This is a genomic window from Flavobacterium sp. PL02, from assembly GCF_035013205.1.
Lineage (GTDB): Bacteria > Bacteroidota > Bacteroidia > Flavobacteriales > Flavobacteriaceae > Flavobacterium.
In genome coordinates, this window is record NZ_JAYGJP010000001.1 from 1,750,875 (window position 1) to 1,770,827 (window position 19,953).

The 19,953-nt window shown below is 35.1% G+C and carries 9 protein-coding genes; 3 read left to right on the plus strand and 6 right to left on the minus strand.

The genetic code is table 11. The features are described 5' to 3' along the window. Positions 1-165 precede the first annotated feature (165 nt). Positions 166-1,203, minus strand: coding sequence for a serine hydrolase domain-containing protein (locus tag SHI72_RS07455; RefSeq protein ID WP_323489584.1), 1,038 nt, complete (start codon positions 1,201-1,203; stop codon positions 166-168). Positions 1,204-1,674: 471 nt separating this feature from the next. After that, a complete protein-coding gene (locus SHI72_RS07460) occupies positions 1,675-2,655 on the minus strand; it encodes a GlxA family transcriptional regulator (protein WP_323489585.1) in 981 nt (326 codons plus the stop codon). A gap of 138 nt (positions 2,656-2,793) precedes the next feature. On the opposite strand from SHI72_RS07460, the gene SHI72_RS07465 reads away from it, so the two are divergent. From SHI72_RS07465 to SHI72_RS07475, 3 genes are all read left to right on the plus strand, one after another. After that, positions 2,794-3,201: a VOC family protein gene (locus tag SHI72_RS07465; protein WP_039112063.1), complete on the plus strand. Its 408-nt coding sequence runs from the start codon at positions 2,794-2,796 to the stop codon at positions 3,199-3,201. A 10-nt stretch (positions 3,202-3,211) separates the two neighbouring features. Then, entirely contained in the window at positions 3,212-3,625 is a 414-nt protein-coding gene (locus SHI72_RS07470; RefSeq protein ID WP_323489586.1) for a VOC family protein, read from the plus strand. Between the two features lie 271 nt (positions 3,626-3,896). Beyond that, positions 3,897-4,115 (plus strand): DUF4287 domain-containing protein, encoded by a 219-nt coding sequence (locus SHI72_RS07475; RefSeq protein ID WP_039112061.1) that lies wholly within the window; start codon positions 3,897-3,899, stop codon positions 4,113-4,115. Between the two features lie 141 nt (positions 4,116-4,256). On the opposite strand, the gene SHI72_RS07480 is transcribed toward SHI72_RS07475, so the two are convergent. The 4 genes from SHI72_RS07480 to SHI72_RS07495 all read right to left on the minus strand — a co-directional run bounded on the left by SHI72_RS07480 (position 4,257) and on the right by SHI72_RS07495 (position 19,549). Next, positions 4,257-6,185, minus strand: a complete 1,929-nt coding sequence (locus SHI72_RS07480; RefSeq protein WP_323489587.1) for an OmpA family protein — start codon at positions 6,183-6,185, stop codon at positions 4,257-4,259. Positions 6,186-6,196: 11 nt separating this feature from the next. Then, a complete protein-coding gene (locus SHI72_RS07485) occupies positions 6,197-7,120 on the minus strand; it encodes a type IX secretion system membrane protein PorP/SprF (protein ID WP_082001768.1) in 924 nt (307 codons plus the stop codon). Positions 7,121-7,141: 21 nt separating this feature from the next. Beyond that, positions 7,142-17,593 (minus strand): PKD domain-containing protein, encoded by a 10,452-nt coding sequence (locus SHI72_RS07490; RefSeq protein WP_323489588.1) that lies wholly within the window; start codon positions 17,591-17,593, stop codon positions 7,142-7,144. A 420-nt stretch (positions 17,594-18,013) separates the two neighbouring features. After that, positions 18,014-19,549 (minus strand): peroxidase, FMP-type, encoded by a 1,536-nt coding sequence (locus tag SHI72_RS07495; RefSeq protein WP_323489589.1) that lies wholly within the window; start codon positions 19,547-19,549, stop codon positions 18,014-18,016. Between the last annotated feature and the right edge of the window lie 404 nt (positions 19,550-19,953).

A 19,953-nucleotide genomic window follows, 5' to 3' on the forward strand; every position in this document is an offset into this window, starting at 1 on the left:
GCTGTCTAATTTTTGGACAGCACCTTTTTTTTAGAAGTTTTAGAAAATTATAATCCGTAATTACTCCATCAGAACATTGTATTTATAGCACACATATCATAAAATTAAGGCCTAAATCTGCCATATTAAACAAGGGGTATGTGTTGTTTATTTTTTAGTTTACATCTATTTATTTAGGTCTTCATATAATTTATCAACCACGTTTTCCAAAATTTCTCCTGTTTCATTAAAGCTGGTATTTGTTAATATAGATATTCCCATATTTTTTTTAGGATAAATCACAAACCAATTTTGCATTCCGTATATACCTCCGTGATGTCTATAAATTAATTCATTATCATTTTCTAATATATACCAATGATAACCCTCCCAAAAATCAGAACCTTCTTTGTATAATTTTTTATGAGATTCATTTACAACAAGATTTGACTTGTCAAGTTGCAATTTCATATATTTTACTAAATCCGTAGGCGTCGAGTGCAATCCTGAAATTCCGCCCCATAAAGTTCTATTGAAGTTTGGCATTAACTCGTTTTTATCATTGTAGCCCTTTACTAAAATTGCTCTTTCATTATCATTTAAGGTGAATTTGGTTTGGTTCATTTTATTTGGTTTCAAAACAAATTCAATTACCAATTCCTCATAAGGTTTTTGATATACTTTTTCAAGTATATATGCTGTTAACTCTGGAGCTGTGTTTGAATAGGAATATATTTCTCCGGGTTTCGTCTCAATTTTGATTAGTTTTAATCCTTCAAAAAAAGCTTCTTTATTTTCGCTTTTTATAGGGAAATTAGGAAACCCACTTGTATGCGTGAGGAGGTGCTTGATTGTTATACATTCTCCATTAAATTCTAAATTAGGATAAGGTTCGCTTAAATAGATTCTAATATCATCATCTAAATTTATTTTTTTATCAAGTACAGCTTTAGCGGCTACATAGCCCGTAAAAGTTTTAGTTACAGAAGCTAATTCATAAAGTGTAGAATCGTTTGGTTTGTTTCCTTTTCCAATAGATAATTCTCCAAAATGTTTTATTGTAGATTCTCCATCTTTAAACACAGCTATTGAAACAGAATGAAATCTTTTGTCCTCTAATAACTGTAAGGCATTTTTTGTAATCGCATTTTCAACATTTTGCTTATTACTTTTACACCCAAGTAAGGCAAAAAACAAAAATATCGTTAAATGTTTTATTGTCATAATTTATAGTTTAATTATATGATTAAATGGCACATAACGTCAGTTTGTAAAAAAACTTTGGTTTTGTTGTAAACAAATATAGGAAAGTAATATTTTCAAAAAAGTCTTTTTTTTACTTTAAGTGATGTAACATATACAAGGAATTTCCCGCTATTAGATGTGATTTTCAAGTTTAGAAAATACTGTAGCTCTCAGGAAGTTTTAGAAAATTATAATCCGTAATTACTCCATCGGAGCATCATATTTATAGCAGATATACAGATTCTTGAGGTAAAACTACAGCGTAGCGATATTTAGTTTTTTTCTGCAGATTAATATATCACTCAATGGACAATGTTATTAAATTAAGAAAAATAGCTGCAATACTGTGTACCGAATAAATCTCACGCAAAGTCGCCAAGCCGCCAAGTTTACACCTAAAACCTTTGCGCTTTTGCGTCTTTGCGCGAAAATAATTAACCATAATTAGTATTAATTAAGAACCATCTTATTGTACTTATTTCGGTATTCGATTGGGTTTAATCCTGTAACTTTTTTGAAAATACTACGAAATGCTTTGGTATCTGTATAACCTACATCGTACATTACTTCGTTAATATTCTTACGGCTGGTTTCAAAACTCTTTTTAGCAAATTCAATTTTTACTCTGTTTATGTATTCTAAAACAGAATTATTGGTCGCGGCTTTAAATCGTCTTTCAAAACTTCTTCTGCCTAGTAGCACTAGTTCTGCCAATTCATCAATTGTAATTTTCTCCTGAATATTATCTTCTATAAATTCCTGTGCTTGTTTAATTGCAGCATCATTATGATTTTTTTGTCCCTGAAACATTGCAAATGCTGCCTGGCTATCTCTATCTATATCAATAGCAAAATATTTAGATGCCAATATAGCAGTTTGTCTATCAGTATATTTTTCTACCAGATGCAATAACAAATTCCAATAAGAATTTGCTCCTCCACTAGAGTAAATACGTAGTTCTTCGGTAATTATACTTCCATCTACAACTTCTACTTCGGGAAACATTTCTCTAAACTCGTTTTGAAAACCCCAATGTGTAGAACATTTTTTATTATTTAATAAACCTGTAGATGCCAATAAGAATGCGCCAACACATAAGGAGGCTACTTCGGCTCCTTTATCATATTGTTCGTTTATCCAAGGTAAAAATTGTTGATTTAGAGCTATCGCATTCTTCATATCCCCAAACAATGCGGGTATTACAATTAGATCAGTCTTTGTAATATCTTTTAAAAGATGAGATGTATTTACAGAATATAATCCGTCATTTAGCTTTACTTCATTTTTTAAGCCAACTAACTGTACTTCAAACAGCGGTTCTTTACCAGATGAAACCATAAATTGGTTTACTGCCGAAAATAAATACTGAGGGTCTGCAATGGCTTGCAAAACAGAGCTTTCAGGAACAAGAATACTAACTTTTTTTATCATAGCTTTAATTTCTTACTATTTCAAAGATAAATATAGTTTGTCGCAAATCACCCTTTTGTTGTCATTTTTGTATATTCATATTCTATTATTTCTGTTCGATCTTTGTATTAATCAATTAACAATTAAAAAATTAGACAAATGGCTACGAAAATTTTTATCAATCTGCCTGTAGCAGATTTACAAAAGGCAATGTCCTTTTATTCAGCAATCGGATTTACAAATAACCCACAGTTTACAGATGAAACTGCTGCTTGTATGGTTTTAACCGAAGAAATCTATGTAATGCTTTTAACGCATTCAAAATTTAATGAATTTACCAAAAAAGAAATCGGTAATACTTTTAAAACCGCTTCTGTAATTAACTCTTTATCTGTAGATAGCACTCAGGAAGTGAACACAATGATCGATAAAGCCGTAGGAGCAGGAGGTAAGGAATCATCTGAAGCTAAAGATTATGGTTTTATGCAACAACGAAGTTTTGAAGATTTAGATGGGCATCTTTGGGAAGTTCTATATATGGATCTAACTAAATTTCCACAACAATAACACAATAAAAATGGTACAGCTTAATTCTTATTTAACATTTAATGGCAATTGCCGGGAAGCTATGACATTTTACAAAGCTTGTCTTGGTGGTGAACTCAAACTACAAACCATAGCCGACTCACCAATGGCAAAAGATTTGCCTCAGAAAATGAAAAAATGTATTTTGCATGCCACACTTAAGAGTGACTCTATTGTAATTATGGGATCAGATATGGCTCCAGAAAATTTAGTTAAAGGTAATAATGTTGCTATGATGCTTACTTTTAACACTGAAGAAGGAATAAGAAATGCCTATGCTTATCTGGCTAAAGATGGCGTTGCAACTCATTCTTTAGAAATGACTTTTTTTGGAGCCTTATTTGGTCATCTTACGGATAAATTTGGTTATCAATGGATGCTCTATTATTCATCTGCTAAAGATTAATTATTACTTAACCCGTTAGATGTAATTATTTTAACACATAGAAATATAGTTTTTTTATCTAAAATAAGGCGTTTCACTTATTTAAAGTACTCATAGCTAGTAGCTATGTGAAATAAATATATTTATTTTTGTATTCTTTTTTACACATAAAAATCTATGTTTCTATGTGTTTAATTGAGATTTCATAGCCCGGATGAAGCGAATAGACCAAGTAATTACATCTATCAGGTTATTATTTATAAATTGTATCATAAACTAAACCAATAAGATTATGTCATTTCAAGCGTATATAGATAATATTAAAGCCAAGACTGGCAAAACACCAGCAGAATTTAAAGAACTGGCTGAAAAGAAAGGATTCCTGAAAGACGGAAACATTATTGAAACTGTAAAAGCTACCCAAATTACCAATTGGCTTAAAGAAGAATTTGAATTAGGTCATGGACATGCTATGGCAATCTACGCTTCATTCAAAGGGAAAACGGAATAAAATATTGTATAAAAGCAAAATAAAAAGAAGCCGTATCGATGTAATATTTGATACGACTTCTTTTTTATTATTGTATATTTTAATTCTTATTGTTCCGACTTTATTGAGTAATCGACATTAGAATAATTTTATTATTTTAAATTACATCTTAGTGATAATAAATTCACTACGTCTGTTTATTTGATGCTGTGCTTCAGTACAAGGAACACCGTTTGAGCAATTATTAATAAGCTGTGTTTCTCCGTAACCAATTGCACTTTCGATTCTATCAGGGGCAATTCCTTGAGAGATTATATAATCTCTGGTTGATTTTGCTCGTCGGTCAGAGAGTTCAAGATTATACTGATCATTAGCTCTGGAATCGGTGTGGGATTCTATCTTAATAATTATACTTGGGTATTGGCTCATTAATAAAACCACTTTATTTAATTCTATTGCGGCATCATATCGGATATTCGATTTATCAAGATCAAAGAAAATAATACCAATTTTTATTTTTAATAAACCGTCTTTGCGTTCTATAAGAGCAGGGTCAAGGTCAATAGGAACTTGTATTACCCCAGAACTTTCGGCTGTAGTAATTGCTTTTGTATTCGTTGCAAAATTATCTTTTGCAGCTTCAATCGTGTAAGAAGTACTGCAAGCAATGTTTCCATCAAATTCATAGCTTCCATCAATTTTAGAAACGGTTTCGTGGATTTTTTGATTCTCTTTATTTTTAAGCGTGACAATGGCTCCCGCTATTTTAGCATTAGAAATAGCATCAAAAACATATCCTTTAATCGATTGTGTACAGCTTCTTTCGAAAGAATAAATATCATCATCGCCTTTGCCTGTTTTTCTGTTGGAACAAACAAAACCTTTATTGGTTTCTTCGTTTACGATATAACCAAAATCATCCAGACTACTATTTAATGGAGCGCCAAGATTAACTGGCGTATTAAAGATTTCGTTGTTTAATCGGCTTTCAAAAACATCAAGTCCACCCAGACCCAAGAATCCATCAGATGAAAAATATAATGCTTTATCAGTTATAAAAGGAAACATTTCGCGTCCGCTAGTATTTACTTTCTCTCCTAAATTTTTAGGATTCGAATATTGATCTTCTCCTAAAATATCGACAACAAAAACATCTGTAGAACCAATTGTTCCAGGCATATCCGAAATAAAGTATAGTTTCTTTCCGTCTTTACTTACAGATGGTTGCCCAACAGAATAGTTATCGCTATTAAAAGGAAGTTCTTTTACGTTTTCCCATTTTACAGTACCGTTTCCACTTTCTACCGCTTTTGCCGAATACATTTTTAAATTATTAATTCCTTTAGCATCTCTTTTCAGTTTTCCGTTATAATTATTTCTTGTAAAATAAATTGTTTTTTCGTCAGGCGAAAAAGCCACGCAAGCTTCATGATATTGTGTTGTAATCTCTTTCCCGAAACGTTCTTTAAAAGTCACATCGGTTTGTGTCGGGCTAATTTTGCCTAGTTGAAGGTTTAAAAACGGCTGGTCATTCCATCCGTATTTATCTGTTTTTAAATAAGAGGAATCTACGGTTGTAGAGTAAACTAAATCGCCTTTATAAAACATGGGACCAAAATCGGAATAAGCTGAATTTATATCCAAATTTTCGAGTATAAACTGTGGTTTTATAGCTTTAATATCTTCAAGTGTTACTGTTTTTAGTGAGAAATTCTCACCTCTGGAATCTGATGCTTTTTGTTTTTCAGAAAAGCTTTTCATCCATTTTTTAGCCAATTCATAATTCTGGATTCCTTGTAATGATTGTGCATAACGGAAATAATATTCAGATGAAACTTCATTTGAATAATCGGCAAGGAGCTTACCATACCATTTACTTGCATTTTCCATTTGCGTATTAAAATAATGAGCATCACCAACACGCTGCAAAATCTCTTTAGAAACGTCTCCATTTTTTATAGACATTTCATACGATTTTGCTGCTTCTATATAATACATTTTATCAAATAGAGCATCGGCAGTTTTGTTTTTCGTTTGCGAATAAACCAACTGCATAACTAATAATACAAGTATAATAATCGTTCTTTTCATATAGCATAGTATTAAAAGAATCTAGGCGATTTTAATCCTTTTTTGCGTGATACCAATTCAAATCTTAGCATAATTTCATGTGTGCCACTATTGTAATTTTGTAATTCGGTTGTGGTATAATCATACGCATAACCTACTAGTATTTGCGGTGATATTTGCAAAGAAACCAATCCGCTTACTGAATCGGAGGTACGATATGATGCGCCAAGAGTCAGACAATCGTTAAACATAAAGTTGGCCGAAAAATCAGCAATTAATGGTGCACCTGCAACGTACTTAAGCAAAGTTGCTGGTTTAAATTTTGTATGAGCCGATAAATCAAAAACAATTCCACCAATAAGATATAAGTGCATGCGTTGGTTTACAAGATCGTCCGCAATATCATCATAATCATATCGTTCCCGTGTCATAAAATTCGGAATTGATAGTCCGATATAATCTCTTTCTCCGTGCCAGTACAAACCAGCGCCAATAACGGGCAAGAATTTGTTAGTAATGTTTTCGCGAAACTGAGCATCAGGATCTCTATAACTTCCTTTTGTCCAATCGATATTTAATACTCGTCCGCCTCCTTTTATACCAAAAGATAATTGATGAGTTGGTCCTGATTGTATTGTATAAGAGAAATTAGCATCTATGTATTGTTCTTCCGAAGGTCCGATTTCTTCACTAATTACAGATAAGCCTAATCCAACACGTTTTCCTAGTGGCGTATCTAAACTAAATGATGCCGTTTTTGGTGCTCCTTCCAGACCAACCCACTGGGTTCTGTATATTCCGGTTACAGCCAAATGTCCTAACGATCCGGCATACGCAGAGTTAACACTAAGCGTATTATACATATACTGTGTGTATTGCGGATCTTGTTGTGCCAAACCGCTAAATACAGATAGCATCGTTATGATGGTGAAAATCTTTTTTATATTTTGAATCATAGCCAATTTAATTTTGGTTATTTATTTTAAATAAAGCCATCCTGAGGTTTTAGCCGAACCATCACCGAGATCAAGGATGTAGAAATAGGTTCCTTCTGGAAGCACTTTCGCAGATCCATCTGCTTTTCCATCCCAAGTATTATTATATCCTTTTTTATTGTAAATTAAATTCCCCCAACGGTTAAATATCTGAAGGCGATTATCTGGATATTGTGATATACAATCGATATAAAAAGTATCATTTTGTCCGTCGTCATTTGGAGAAAACTCATTGTAAATTTTCAGGCAATTAGGAGAAATCGTTGCAGTATCCTGATTGTTTGACGGATTGGTATCTATCTGATCCATTTTTATTAAACTTGCCGTATTTAGATAATCTTTAAAGTCTAATACTTTTACATTAATTGTCAATGTTTGAGAACTTCCTGCGTTTACGCTTGGTATTGTCCAGATTCCTGTTGAACTATTATATGCTCCCGATGTTACAGTAAAACTAGTTAATGAATATCCTTTTGGGAGAATGTCTTGCACCTCAACATTTGTAGCTGTTAGACCACCAAGATTTTCTGCTGTAATCGTGAAGATTACCTCGCTGCCCATAGGAACATCTGTTTTATCAACTTCTTTATTTATTGCAATATCAGTTGATGGGATGTTTATGAATTCTGAATCTTCGTCGTCTTCACTTTGATCTCCATTATCGTTATTTGGTTTACTATCTGGATCAAACTGATTACTAGCTGTAACCTGAGCAATATTTTGATAATCGAAGCTATCAAGTCCATGCGGATTCTCGACCGTTACCTGATACGTTAGCGTTATTCCGCCAACTGGTACGGTTAAATTCACCCATTTTATGATACTTTTGCTAAATACTCCTCCGTTATTGATGTTGGTAATATGGGATAATCCTATAGGAATCATATCTTCTACAGCAACTCCTGTAGCCGTACTTGGGCCATCGTTGTTGAGTTGTATGGTATAAGTTACGACTTCATTTACATTTGCATTTTTATTGCTGACTGTTTTCTCTAAACTTAAATCGGCAACAGCTACTTTAATTTGTAAACTGTCATAATCATCTTCTGTAACAACTCCGTTATTTGGTGTAGAGTCAGGATCAGGCAGGTTACTAGCAATAATTTCGGTTGTATTTGTATATTCATTAGCAACTCCCGTCGGAGGGTTTACTTTAGTATATATATCAAGAGATTGTGTAGTACCATTAGCAACTATTCCTGTATTCCAAACACCTGTAATATAGTCGTAAAGACCACTTGTAGGACTGCTGGTTGTATACTCAAAACCGGGTGGTAATAAATCTTTAACTAATACGCCAGTTGCATCTGCCGGACCATCATTGGTAACAGTAACTGTAAAAATAACTGTTGAACCTACATCATGAGTAGCATCTTGATTTAATGCTATTTTACTAATAGATAAATCGGCCATAACAATTACTGGCGTTACTGATATGCTATCATAATCATCTTCTGTAGTAACTCCATTACCTGGTGTACTATCTGGATCTAATTGATCTGAAGTCATTATCTCGGCAGTATTAAGATATTCATCTGTAGCTCCTGTTGGATTTTTTACATAAACATTAATTAATAAAGTATGGCTATTACCAGACAGAATCGTTCCAGGCGACCATATTCCGTTAACGCGATTATAACTTCCAGAGGTTACATTATAGAATACAAAATCATATCCTGAAGGCAAAATATCTTTTATTGTTACACCAGTTGCAGTACTCGGTCCTGAATTGGTTACTGTTACCGAAAAAGTAATTAAAGATCCTACATTAGGCGTAAGGGTATTATTAACCACTTTTTTATCTATCGAAAGATCTGCAACAGCGGAAACTGGAGTAAGTACGAGTGTAGAAATATCATCTTCGTTAGGATCATTATTATTTGGAGTACTATCCGGATCTAATACATTTGAAGCATAAACCTCGGCCGTGTTAGCATAATTACCAGTAGTATTTACTTTTACAGTAACAAATAAAGAGGCAGAAGTACCACTAGAAACAGATCCTATATCCCAAATTCCAGTTGTATTAAGATATTGTCCCACTGTTGAGCTGTAGGTGATATATTGATATCCGCTTGGTAATAAGTCTATTACTTTTACACCAGTTGCCGTTTGTGGTCCGCTATTACTTACCGTGATTTCAAAAGTAACTGTTGAGTCGAATACAGGACTTAAATTGCCTCCTAAAACAGTTTTTACAAGAGATAAATCGGCCATGGGACTAGTAGGAGTAACTACGGCTGTTGCATAATCATCTTCGGTTACAACGCCATTATTAGGGGTTGAATTTGGATCTGGCAAACTACTTGCCGTTACTTCAGCAACATTTACATAATTGCCCGTTGCGTTTACAACGGCGGTAATTTGTAAAGTTTGTGAATCTCCATTTATCAAAGATCCAATATTCCATTTTCCGTTAGTCTTATTATAAGTTCCTTTAGTAGCTGTAAAACTGCTATAAGTATATCCAGTAGGTAATAAATCAGTTACTTCAACTCCAGTAACATTCTGAGGGCCACTATTAGTTATTATTACTTCAAATACAACTTGATTACCAATTAATTGACTTAACTTATCTACAGCTTTAGTTAAAGATAAATTTGCAGCCTGATTTATTGGAATCGTAGTTGCTGTTGCATAATCATTCTCTGTTGCATCTCCATTATTCGGTGTAGAGTCTGGATCAGGAAGACCAGCTGCGGTTACCTCAGTACTATTTATATAATTGCCTGTTAGGTTTACAGTTCCTGTTATTTGTAGGGTTTCTGATTTTCCGTTAATTAAATTCCCAACAATCCATAGCCCTGTTACAGGATTGTAAGTTCCTGTAGAAACTGTAAATCCGTTATAAGTATATCCTGAAGGTAATAAATCGGTAACCTGAACACCAGTATTATCTTGCGGACCATTATTGGTCACTACAACACTAAATGTTACTTGTGAGCCAACTAAAGGCGTTGGATTATTAACTGATTTAGTCAATGATAAATCCGAGGATTGATTCGTTGGTGTAATCGTTGCTGTTGCATAATCGTTTTCTGTTGGCAATCCGTTATTTGGGATAGAGTTAGGATCAGGAAGACCAGCTGCGGTTACTTCAGCAATATTTAGATAATCGCCTGTTGCATTTACAGTTCCTGTTACCTGTAAGGTTTCTGATTTTCCGTTAATTAAATTACCAACCGTCCATAAGCCTGTTGTAGAATTGTAAGTTCCTGTAGAAACTGTAAATCCGTTATAGGTATATCCTGAAGGTAATAAATCGGTTACCTGAACCCCAGTATTATCTTGCGGACCATTATTGGTCACTACAACACTAAATGTTACTTGTGAGCCAACTAATGGCGTTGGATTATTAACTGATTTAGTCAATGATAAATCTGAAGCTTGATTAATAGGGGTAGTGGTCGCTGTTCCGTAATCGTTTTCTGTTGGTATTCCGTTATTTGGTGTAGAATTAGGATCAGGAAGATCAGACGCGGTTACTTCAGCAATATTTATATAATCTCCCGTTGCCTTTACAGTTCCTGTTATCTGCAATGTTTCTGATTTTCCGTTAATTAAATTACCAACTGTCCATAAACCTGTTGTTGAATTGTAAGTTCCTGTCGAAACAGTAAATCCGTTATATACATATCCATCTGGAAGCAAATCGGTTACCTGAACTCCCGTATTATCTTGCGGACCGTTATTGGTCACTACAACACTAAATGTTACTTGTGAGCCAACTAAAGGCGTTGGATTATTAACCGATTTGGTTAAAGATAAATCTGAAGCTTGATTAATAGGGGTAGTGGTCGCTGTTCCGTAATCGTTTTCTGTTGGTATTCCGTTATTTGGTGTAGAATTAGGATCAGGAAGACCTGCTGCAGTTACCTCTGCAATATTCAGATAATTACCTGTTGTATTTACAGTTCCTGTTATCTGTAGGGTTTCAGATTTTCCGTTAATTAAATTACCAACTGTCCATAAACCTGTTGTTGAATTGTAAGTTCCTGTAGAAACTGTAAATCCGTTATAAGTATATCCGTCTGGCAACAAATCGGTTATCTGAACACCAGTATTATCCTGCGGACCATTATTGGTTACTACAACACTAAATGTTACTTGCGAACCAACTAAAGGCGTTGGGGTATTAACCGATTTAGTTAAAGATAAATCTGAAGCTTGGTTAATAGCCGTAATGGTCGCTGTTCCGTAATCGTTTTCTGTTGGTATTCCGTTATTTGGTGTAGAATTAGGATCAGGAAGATCAGACGCGGTTACTTCAGCAATATTTATATAATTTCCTGTAGCATTTACAGTCCCTGTTATTTGCAGCGTTTCTGATTCTCCATCGATTAAATTACCAATTACCCATAATCCTGTTACAGGGTTGTAAGTTCCTGTAGAAACTGTAAATGAGTTATACGTATATCCATCGGGAAGCAAATCGGTTATCTGAACCCCAGTGTCGTTTTGCGGGCCATTATTAGTCACTACAACTTTAAAAGTAACCTGAGAACCTATTACAGGCGTTGGATTATCAACCGATTTGGTTAATGATAAATCGGTATAAGGCTGAATAGGGGTAATAAATACACTATCTTCATCATCTTCAGTCTGATTACCGTCATCATTATTTGGTGTACTATCAGGATCGGGTAAATCACTGGCTGTAACCTGAGTTATGTTTAAGTAAGTACCTGTAGGCAATACTTTTGCATCAAGAATAAGAGATTCTGAAACTCCTGTATCGATACTACCTACATTCCAAAAACCTGTACTTTCATCATAAAGTCCAGCAGATGAACTATAATTTATAAATTCATAACCAGATGGCAACAAATCTTGTACCTGAACACCTGTTGCATTGTTTGGTCCGCTATTGGTAATAATAAGTTCAAAAGAAATCTGAGTTCCTATAAAAGGACTTGAATTCCCTGCAACTACATTTTTAATCAAAGACAAATCTGCAGATGGACCAATAAAGATAATTTTTGCATTGGCTTCATCATCTTCACTCTGATCCCCATCATCATTATTTGGTGTACTATCAGGATCAAGTAAATCACTTGCCGTTACCTGAGCCGTATTTAAATAACTACCTGTAGGGTTTACGGTTGCTTTAAATGTCAAATTTGTAGAAGCACCGTTAGCCAATACTAAGTTTTTCCACTCTAGTTTTGCACTTGCTACTTCATATAATCCGCCATTAGATACTGATCCCGGAACTAAAGTATAACCAACCGGAATAACATCTTGTATATTTACTCCAGTAGCATTTCCTGGACCTTTATTTATGAGAGTGAGGGTAAAATCTACTACATCACCAGCTGCCGCACTTGTAGGCAATACTGTTTTGCTAAGTTCTAAATCTGCCAGTTTTAAAGTTATTGCGGCATCATCCATATCGTCCTCAGGGAGTCCGTTGCCAGGAGTACTGTCAGGATCTAATTGTCGGGCAGTTTGTATCTCGGCGATATTTATATAATTGGCAGAGGTTGCCACATTAACCTTTGCAGTAATCTGAAGCGAGATAGAATTCCCATTATTAAGGTTTCCAACATTCCAGATACCTGTAGTATTATTGTATTTACCAGCACCATTATCGCTCACATAAGTATATCCTGGAGGTAATTTGTCCAGAACAGTTATTCCGCTGCCATTATTAGGGCCACTATTGGTAACACTTATAGTAAATATTACATTATCATTGATACTCACTACTGAAGGCGATACTGATTTGGTAAGCGATAAATCGACAATATCTAGTATTATAGCTGCTTTATCCTGATCATCTTCTGATGGGATATGATTATTTGGTGTACTATCCGGATCAAATTGATTTGAAGCAACAATTTCGGCAACATTTACATAAGATCCTGTTGAATTAATAGTAGCTTGAAAAATTAAGTTTAATCTGCCTCCGTTAGGAACCATTAGATTAGACCATAAAATTGTATTATCACCAATATTATATTGCCCAGCGAGATTAACAGAACCCGGCACTATAGTATAACCTGTAGGAAGGAAATCCCGAACTGCTACACCAGTAGCATCGACTGTACCACCCAATGAGTTGTTATTAAAAACCTGAATATTAAAGGTTACAATATCACCTGCGCTTCCTTTACCAGGCGTAACTGATTTTGTTAATTCTAAATCAGCAACAGCAAGAATAGTTATGGTAACAGTATCTATAGAAACAGCACAATTGCCATTAGTTACTGTCCATTGTAAAACATAAGTTCCCGAGATAGTTCCAGCAATAGCAGTTGTTGGAGATGTTTTATCATCAAACCCAATAACTGTTGGGCCAGAAACCTGACTCCAAACTCCTGTTCCTACTGTTGGTGGAACTGCATTTAGATTTACTGGCGAAAATTGGGGAATTGTCTGATCTGGTCCAGCATTAGCCGTTGAAGGCAATTCATATATCGTAACTTTTACAGAATCCTGAGAAATACATCCATTTAAATTAAGAGTTGTAACAGTCCATAAGAATTCATACGTTCCGGGAATCAATCCTAACATTAAAGATTTTTCATTATTTGGCGATGCAATATTGGCTGTATTAGGGCCACCAGGTACTTGTGTCCAAGTTCCTAAACCTGAAGTTACAGCCACTGCATTCATAGTAGCAAGACTAACATCGCATAACTCTTGATCGGGTCCTGCGTTTGCTATAGAAGGGGGGATATCATTAAAAGTTATTTGAACAGTATCTGAGGTAGGCTGGCATAAAGACGGATTGCTAAATGGGCCATTTGTTACTGTCCAAGTTAAGATATATGTTCCTAAGGTTGTAATATTAGATAAGGTTGTTACGGGGCTATTTGGACTGTCGATTACCACGTCTCCTCCGGATGGATCGTCACCAGGGTTAGCAAAAGACCAAGTTCCGATACCTACTGTTGGTGGCACCGCGGCAGTTTTATACGTTGTTTGACAAGCTGCTGCATCATCAGGACCTGCGTTTGCTATACTTGGCACAGCATTCATCTCTATTCGAACAATATCTGATAAGGTACGGCAACTATTGCTTTCGAATACCCACTCTAAGATATAAAGTCCGGGAACAGTTAAACCTGAAACTGTACTATTGGGAGCATTAGGAGTATCAATAACGGCAACACTTCCTGAAGGCTGAAAAGCAAAACGCCACTGGGCTAAAGAAACATCAGGAGGTGGAGTATTCCCATTTAAAGATGTAATTCCTCCAACATCCTGAATACATAAAATTTGATCTGCTCCAGCATTAGGATCAACACTAGCTCCACTAAAAATATCAATATTTACTGAATCTGATGATCCGGGACAAACCGAACTATCTGGATAAGTAACAGGATCGGTCATATAAGTAAAAACATAACTGTTTCCGGGTACAACAGTAGCATTGGCAATATAACTGTCAGGTGGAGATTGCGTAATAATTACATCATTTACGTTTCCGGTTGTACTAGTAAGAACCCATGTTCCTGTCGAATTATTATTTCCTATAAGTTGTATACTGCTTACATCACAAAAGGACTGATCTGGTCCAGCATTGGCTGCAGGAGCAACTACAACAGTCATATCATCAAAACTACCAGTACATAGATAAATATTTTTTGCCAAAATAGTCCATCTAAAAATATAAGTACCAGCAACAAGTCCATTAATTACAGTGTTTGGATTTGATGGATTTAGAATATTTGGTTGATTAGGAGCTCCAGAGAGTAAAGTCCATTGTCCGCTTTCAAAAAAATCATCATAATTATTTCCAACCATAGTAACACTCGTGTTACTACAAATATATTGATCTGGTCCTGCTACGGCAGTATGAGGAGGAATCCCGATTGATACGGTTACATCATCAAAGGCAACACCACAAACATCTGCATTTATAGTCCATCTAAAAATATAATAACCGCTGTAAGTAAAAGTAAATACAGCATTTGGGTCATGTTCATCGCTTATGCTATAATTTCCAGCACCCGAAATTCTTGTCCAGGTTCCAATTCCGCCACTACTGGCTGTTGCAGCCATGGTAATGGTGTTACCGCATATTTCCTGATCAGGTCCTGCATTTGCTGCTGGAGGAGTATTTGCTATAGTTACAGAAACGCTGTTTTTGTTGGGTTCGCATAGTCCGCTTACCGTTTCAATAGACCATGTAAAAACATAAGTCCCATTTCCGGGAACTGTCACCATCGTATTAGGATCATTTGGATCAGCGATTACAACTCCTGTCGTAGGAGTTACAGTCCAAGTTCCAGATTCTGATAGCGTAGGCGTATTACCTCCTAGATTAAAAGTACTTGTACCAGAAGGATAACAAGCATCTGGGCCTGCATCAGAGTTTGACGCAGCTTGAGAGCTATTTGTAGTAATTGTAACTGTATCAGAAATAGATGCACTACAGGATGGACCAGGATGAAGATAAGATATCGTCCATTGAAATACATATGCAGATGAAACTGTAGCAAAACCTGTAGCAACAGCATTTGGATCATTAAGACTAGAAAATATAACTATATTAGGCCCACCTATCTGAATCCATTCTCCAATTTCACCACTTTGTGGGGGTGAACCAGCCATAGTGACTTGAGAGCTAGCACACACAATTTGATCAGGCCCCGCATCAATTGTTCCAAGAGCACTTGCAGAAACATATATTGTTACTGAGGCTACAGAAAAACCACAGGTTGCACCACCACCTTTTGTTATATATTGAAAAACATATGTTCCGGGAATAAGTCCGCTTATTTGTGTATCGACAGCAAAAACATCTGCAATAGTTGCGGTATTAGGACCACTTAACTGACTCCAAAAATGCATTCCATCATCTGTTACCACTCCAGATAACATTGCTGTGGTATCACCACAAGGCAAACTTACGTCAGAACCAGCGTTAGAAGGTGTTGGAGCTCCAGAAACCAGAATAGTCAGCGTGTCAAATCCGAAATCACAATTAACAGGAGATCCATTTTGGCTCCTGATAAATTCAACGCTATAATCTCCAGATGAGGTTAGCGTTAGGGTTAAAGAATTCCCAATATCTTGTAATGGAGTAGGGAATGGGCCTAATGGTGAACCGCTCGGGCCACTTACAATCCTGTACTGATTTACGCCAGTTCCTGTAACTGCAAGAGGAATGGTAAATACGGTTGCATTACAACTACCCACCATATCTTCACCATTATTAGCCAAAATGGTTCTTGTTGCGCCATTATATTGTACATTATAATCTTTGGTAAAAACACAACCTGTATTATTATTGGTTAGTGTATATCTAAAAGTATAAGGATTTCCTGCACTTGATATATTAGTTACCAATGTTGTAGAATTAGTTGGCGAAACAATGACAGCACCAGAATCTCCTGCAATCTGTGTCCACTGTACAGTTTCGCCAGTATACAAAGGTGTTTGTGCTATAAGTGTAACCTGAGTAATACTATTATTACAGAAATATATGTTTTCATCTCCGCCCGGCAAAGTAGTTACATTTTGCGTTGCAGCAGGAACAGTAATCGTAACCAAATCATTTCCAGACGCACAGGATCCTGTAACAGACCATCTAAAAGTATAGATTCCCTGAACAAGATTAGATATTTGAGTTTTATTTGAGTTTGGACTATCAATAGTAGGAGTATTAGGACCACTTACAAATGTCCATACACCTGCCTGCCCATTTATATTACATCCTCCGTAAGAACCTGTAAGATCTGTAGTTTGTGTAGTAGTGTAACAATTGCTCAGGGTTTGATCTGCACCCGCAGTAACGGGAGTAACTCCACCATAATTAGTTACTGTAATTTGCGATGTAGTTCGGCATCGTTGCCCTGGCGAATATTCCGGTCCTTCTATAACCCACTCAAGCGTACTGGTACCACAACTAGTTTGAGGTAACGTAATGGTTGATGTAGGTAGGTTTGGAAAATTAATTACAACTCCAGCACTATTAGCACCAACTATATCCCAAAATCCTGTTTCTCCAGGATTTTTTGGTGCATTTGCCATAATCGTAAGTGTTCCGTTACTATTAGGGCAGCTTGATATATTATTACCAGCGTTGGCAATCGTGATTGGTTGCACATTAACAACTTTATCCTGATAGGTTGCAATTCCGTCAGCGCAAGTGGCGCTATACCTAAAAATATAAGTGTTGCCACCTGTGTAACCACCTACAGTTGTTGTGGGGCTATTAGGAGAATCTATAACTACAGTGGGGCCCGATATTTGAGTCCATAACACATTTCCTGTAATAGGAGATGGTGTGTTTCCGGCAAGGATTAAATCGTCTGTTGCACATATAGTGACATTAAGTACACCTGCGTTTACAGAACAGTTTTGTCCATAAGACCTCGTAGTAAAAGAAACAATTACAAGTGAAATAAAAATTAGTTTCCTGAAAAAAAACTTAAATAGTATAGATTGTTCCATAGACATTCTGGATTGAAAGGTGGACATGAACAATTTATTAAACCACGGCAACTTAAAATTTTAATACTGCTAAAATTTCAAAAAAAGGGGGGTAAAAGAATATGTGGTCTCTCAAAATTAATTAAATATAACTTTGAGATATTTATTTATATGTTTCATATTATAACATGAAACATGAATAATACCATTGCTTAAATGTTATTATTTATATAATACAGAAAAAATGAGTCAGAATGCCAGACTGGGTTAGCCTTTTTTTGAAAATTTATAATCAAAGTACTATTTCGATTGTTTTATTGAAGAGAAAAACAAAAAAATCAATTTAGAGAAAATTATTGCTGCAAAACGGAAATAATGCATAAAAAAAGCCCAAATTGGAGGGATTTGGGCTTTTAAACTAACACCAAAACACTTTAGTATAAAGGTGTAGTCGATTTTTTTTAAATTTTATTCTTTTTTATAAGGACATTCCGAAGCTGCCCCAGAAGATTTAATTTTATTAGAGTTAAATTGTTCCTCGATTAAACGTCTTTGATCATCAGAAACATCTTCTATTTTGCGAAGCGTATTTACTTGTATATGTGGCCAGCTGGTAGTACCACCATCATCTCCAAAATGAAATTCGAATAATATAACTTGTTCGTATTGCAACTGAAGAATTTCTTTTCCGTTTTCTACAACCGTTTCAACCCACATTTGCATATTCATTTCGACAGTAGGCGCAAAACGATTCACAAACGGAACATTTAATATCCCACCCTGAGCACCCGTTTTATTTTTGGATGACATCTGGATGTGTACATGATTTATTATATCTTCTCCTTTGTTGGAATCACGAAGGCGTAAATCAGGTCTTACTGAATAAGGATATAAATGATGTGCAAGTATTCGTTGTGTGTATATTTTATTCTCTCTGGGGTCATTATCTGCGTTAAGTTCCTCAAATACCCAAGCAGGAGGAGCTGCATCAAGATTTATAGGCTCTTTTTTTGCATCAGCTCCACCCATAGTTTTCGAGATAGAAAGATGATCAAAGTCCCAAGCATCAAAACCTTCTGGAAATTTTGGAGCACCAGTATTTAGACCACTAGGTCCAGTTTGAACTAAATCTCCCAATAAAGTTATCGTACTTCCATGCGGAATCACTCCGCTACGAGAAATAGAATAATCAGGTATAAAATAAGGACCTCTTTGACCATCTCCCGGTTTAAGTTCTTTCGCAGGTATAATTTCAGAATATTCTCGTCCGTTTAAATTTTCCTGAGTTACATATTCTTTACTACCTAAAGGCAAATAAAGAGTTTCATCTTTGTATCCGCTTTTATATAAATCTTTATGCTTGTCATCTGGATCTATAGGGTGCAAACCACGATCCTCTTTAATAGATTTTTCGGTAGCCGCATAGTTAAATATATCACTAAGCCATAAATACATACCATTCTCCTCATGAATTGGAGTATATTTTAGCTTGGTATCGTTTGGTACTTTATTTACACTTTTAATACTTTGTTCGTATTTAACAGCGCCACAAAATTGTTCATTTACGCCACCGCGATTACGAACTCCACCATCTATTAAATCAAATGTTAGTTTCTCTATATACTCCTCACATTCAAAACTATATTTCCCAGGAATACTACCTAAATTTGTACCTGGCGAAGGCATAATAGTAGTATGGATTCCAGTTCCAATTAATTTTTTTTTACTTGAGTCATTATTGCTATTATAGCTTACCCAGGTTCCTTCTAATACTTTTAAAACACCATATTTTACATCATCTACTATATTCTGTAAATTACTTTCATGAAAAGCTCTGATTGGATCGTTAATTTGAACTTTTTCATATCCAAACATCAAATCATACAAAATATCTTTCTTATTCTTTTCAGCAGATTTTAATAATGCGTCGTTTCCTTCTTCTGTCAAATATGAAGATGCCTGGAACAAATCATTACCTTCTTCGGGGGCTTTACGTTTAAACATAATATTATTATTTTTTAAAGTTAATAGACTATTTATTAAAAAGTTACCCATGCATTATAGTACGCATCTAAAGACATCTTCATTAAACAAGCCTCAATAATGCTTTAACTTTTTTCGAAAATTATATTCTACAATGATAGAATTAAATTTCAAAAACCAACTAGGTATTTTTACTCGTTTTTCAATAAATACTCAACATTCACACAGATATAGAAAAAAATAGAATTACTAATAAATGAAATATGCCGATAGAGAAAGTGGTCTATTATTTAGTTATTGAATGTAAAATTTAGTCACGCCATTTATTTATATTTGAAGTGATAATGCAGTAGCAGAAACTGAGATATAATTTTTTTAAACTATTTTTTTCCTGTTAAAAAATTTTAGAATAAAATTTCTGTTCT

Coding starts and splice junctions, on each gene's coding strand:
- SHI72_RS07455 (WP_323489584.1), bottom strand. CDS start 1,203: ATGACAATAAAACATTTAACGATATTTTTGTTTTTTGCCTTACTTGGG.
- SHI72_RS07460 (WP_323489585.1), bottom strand. CDS start 2,655: ATGATAAAAAAAGTTAGTATTCTTGTTCCTGAAAGCTCTGTTTTGCAA.
- SHI72_RS07465 (WP_039112063.1), top strand. CDS start 2,794: ATGGCTACGAAAATTTTTATCAATCTGCCTGTAGCAGATTTACAAAAG.
- SHI72_RS07470 (WP_323489586.1), top strand. CDS start 3,212: ATGGTACAGCTTAATTCTTATTTAACATTTAATGGCAATTGCCGGGAA.
- SHI72_RS07475 (WP_039112061.1), top strand. CDS start 3,897: ATGTCATTTCAAGCGTATATAGATAATATTAAAGCCAAGACTGGCAAA.
- SHI72_RS07480 (WP_323489587.1), bottom strand. CDS start 6,185: ATGAAAAGAACGATTATTATACTTGTATTATTAGTTATGCAGTTGGTT.
- SHI72_RS07485 (WP_082001768.1), bottom strand. CDS start 7,120: ATGATTCAAAATATAAAAAAGATTTTCACCATCATAACGATGCTATCT.
- SHI72_RS07490 (WP_323489588.1), bottom strand. CDS start 17,593: ATGTCCACCTTTCAATCCAGAATGTCTATGGAACAATCTATACTATTT.
- SHI72_RS07495 (WP_323489589.1), bottom strand. CDS start 19,549: ATGTTTAAACGTAAAGCCCCCGAAGAAGGTAATGATTTGTTCCAGGCA.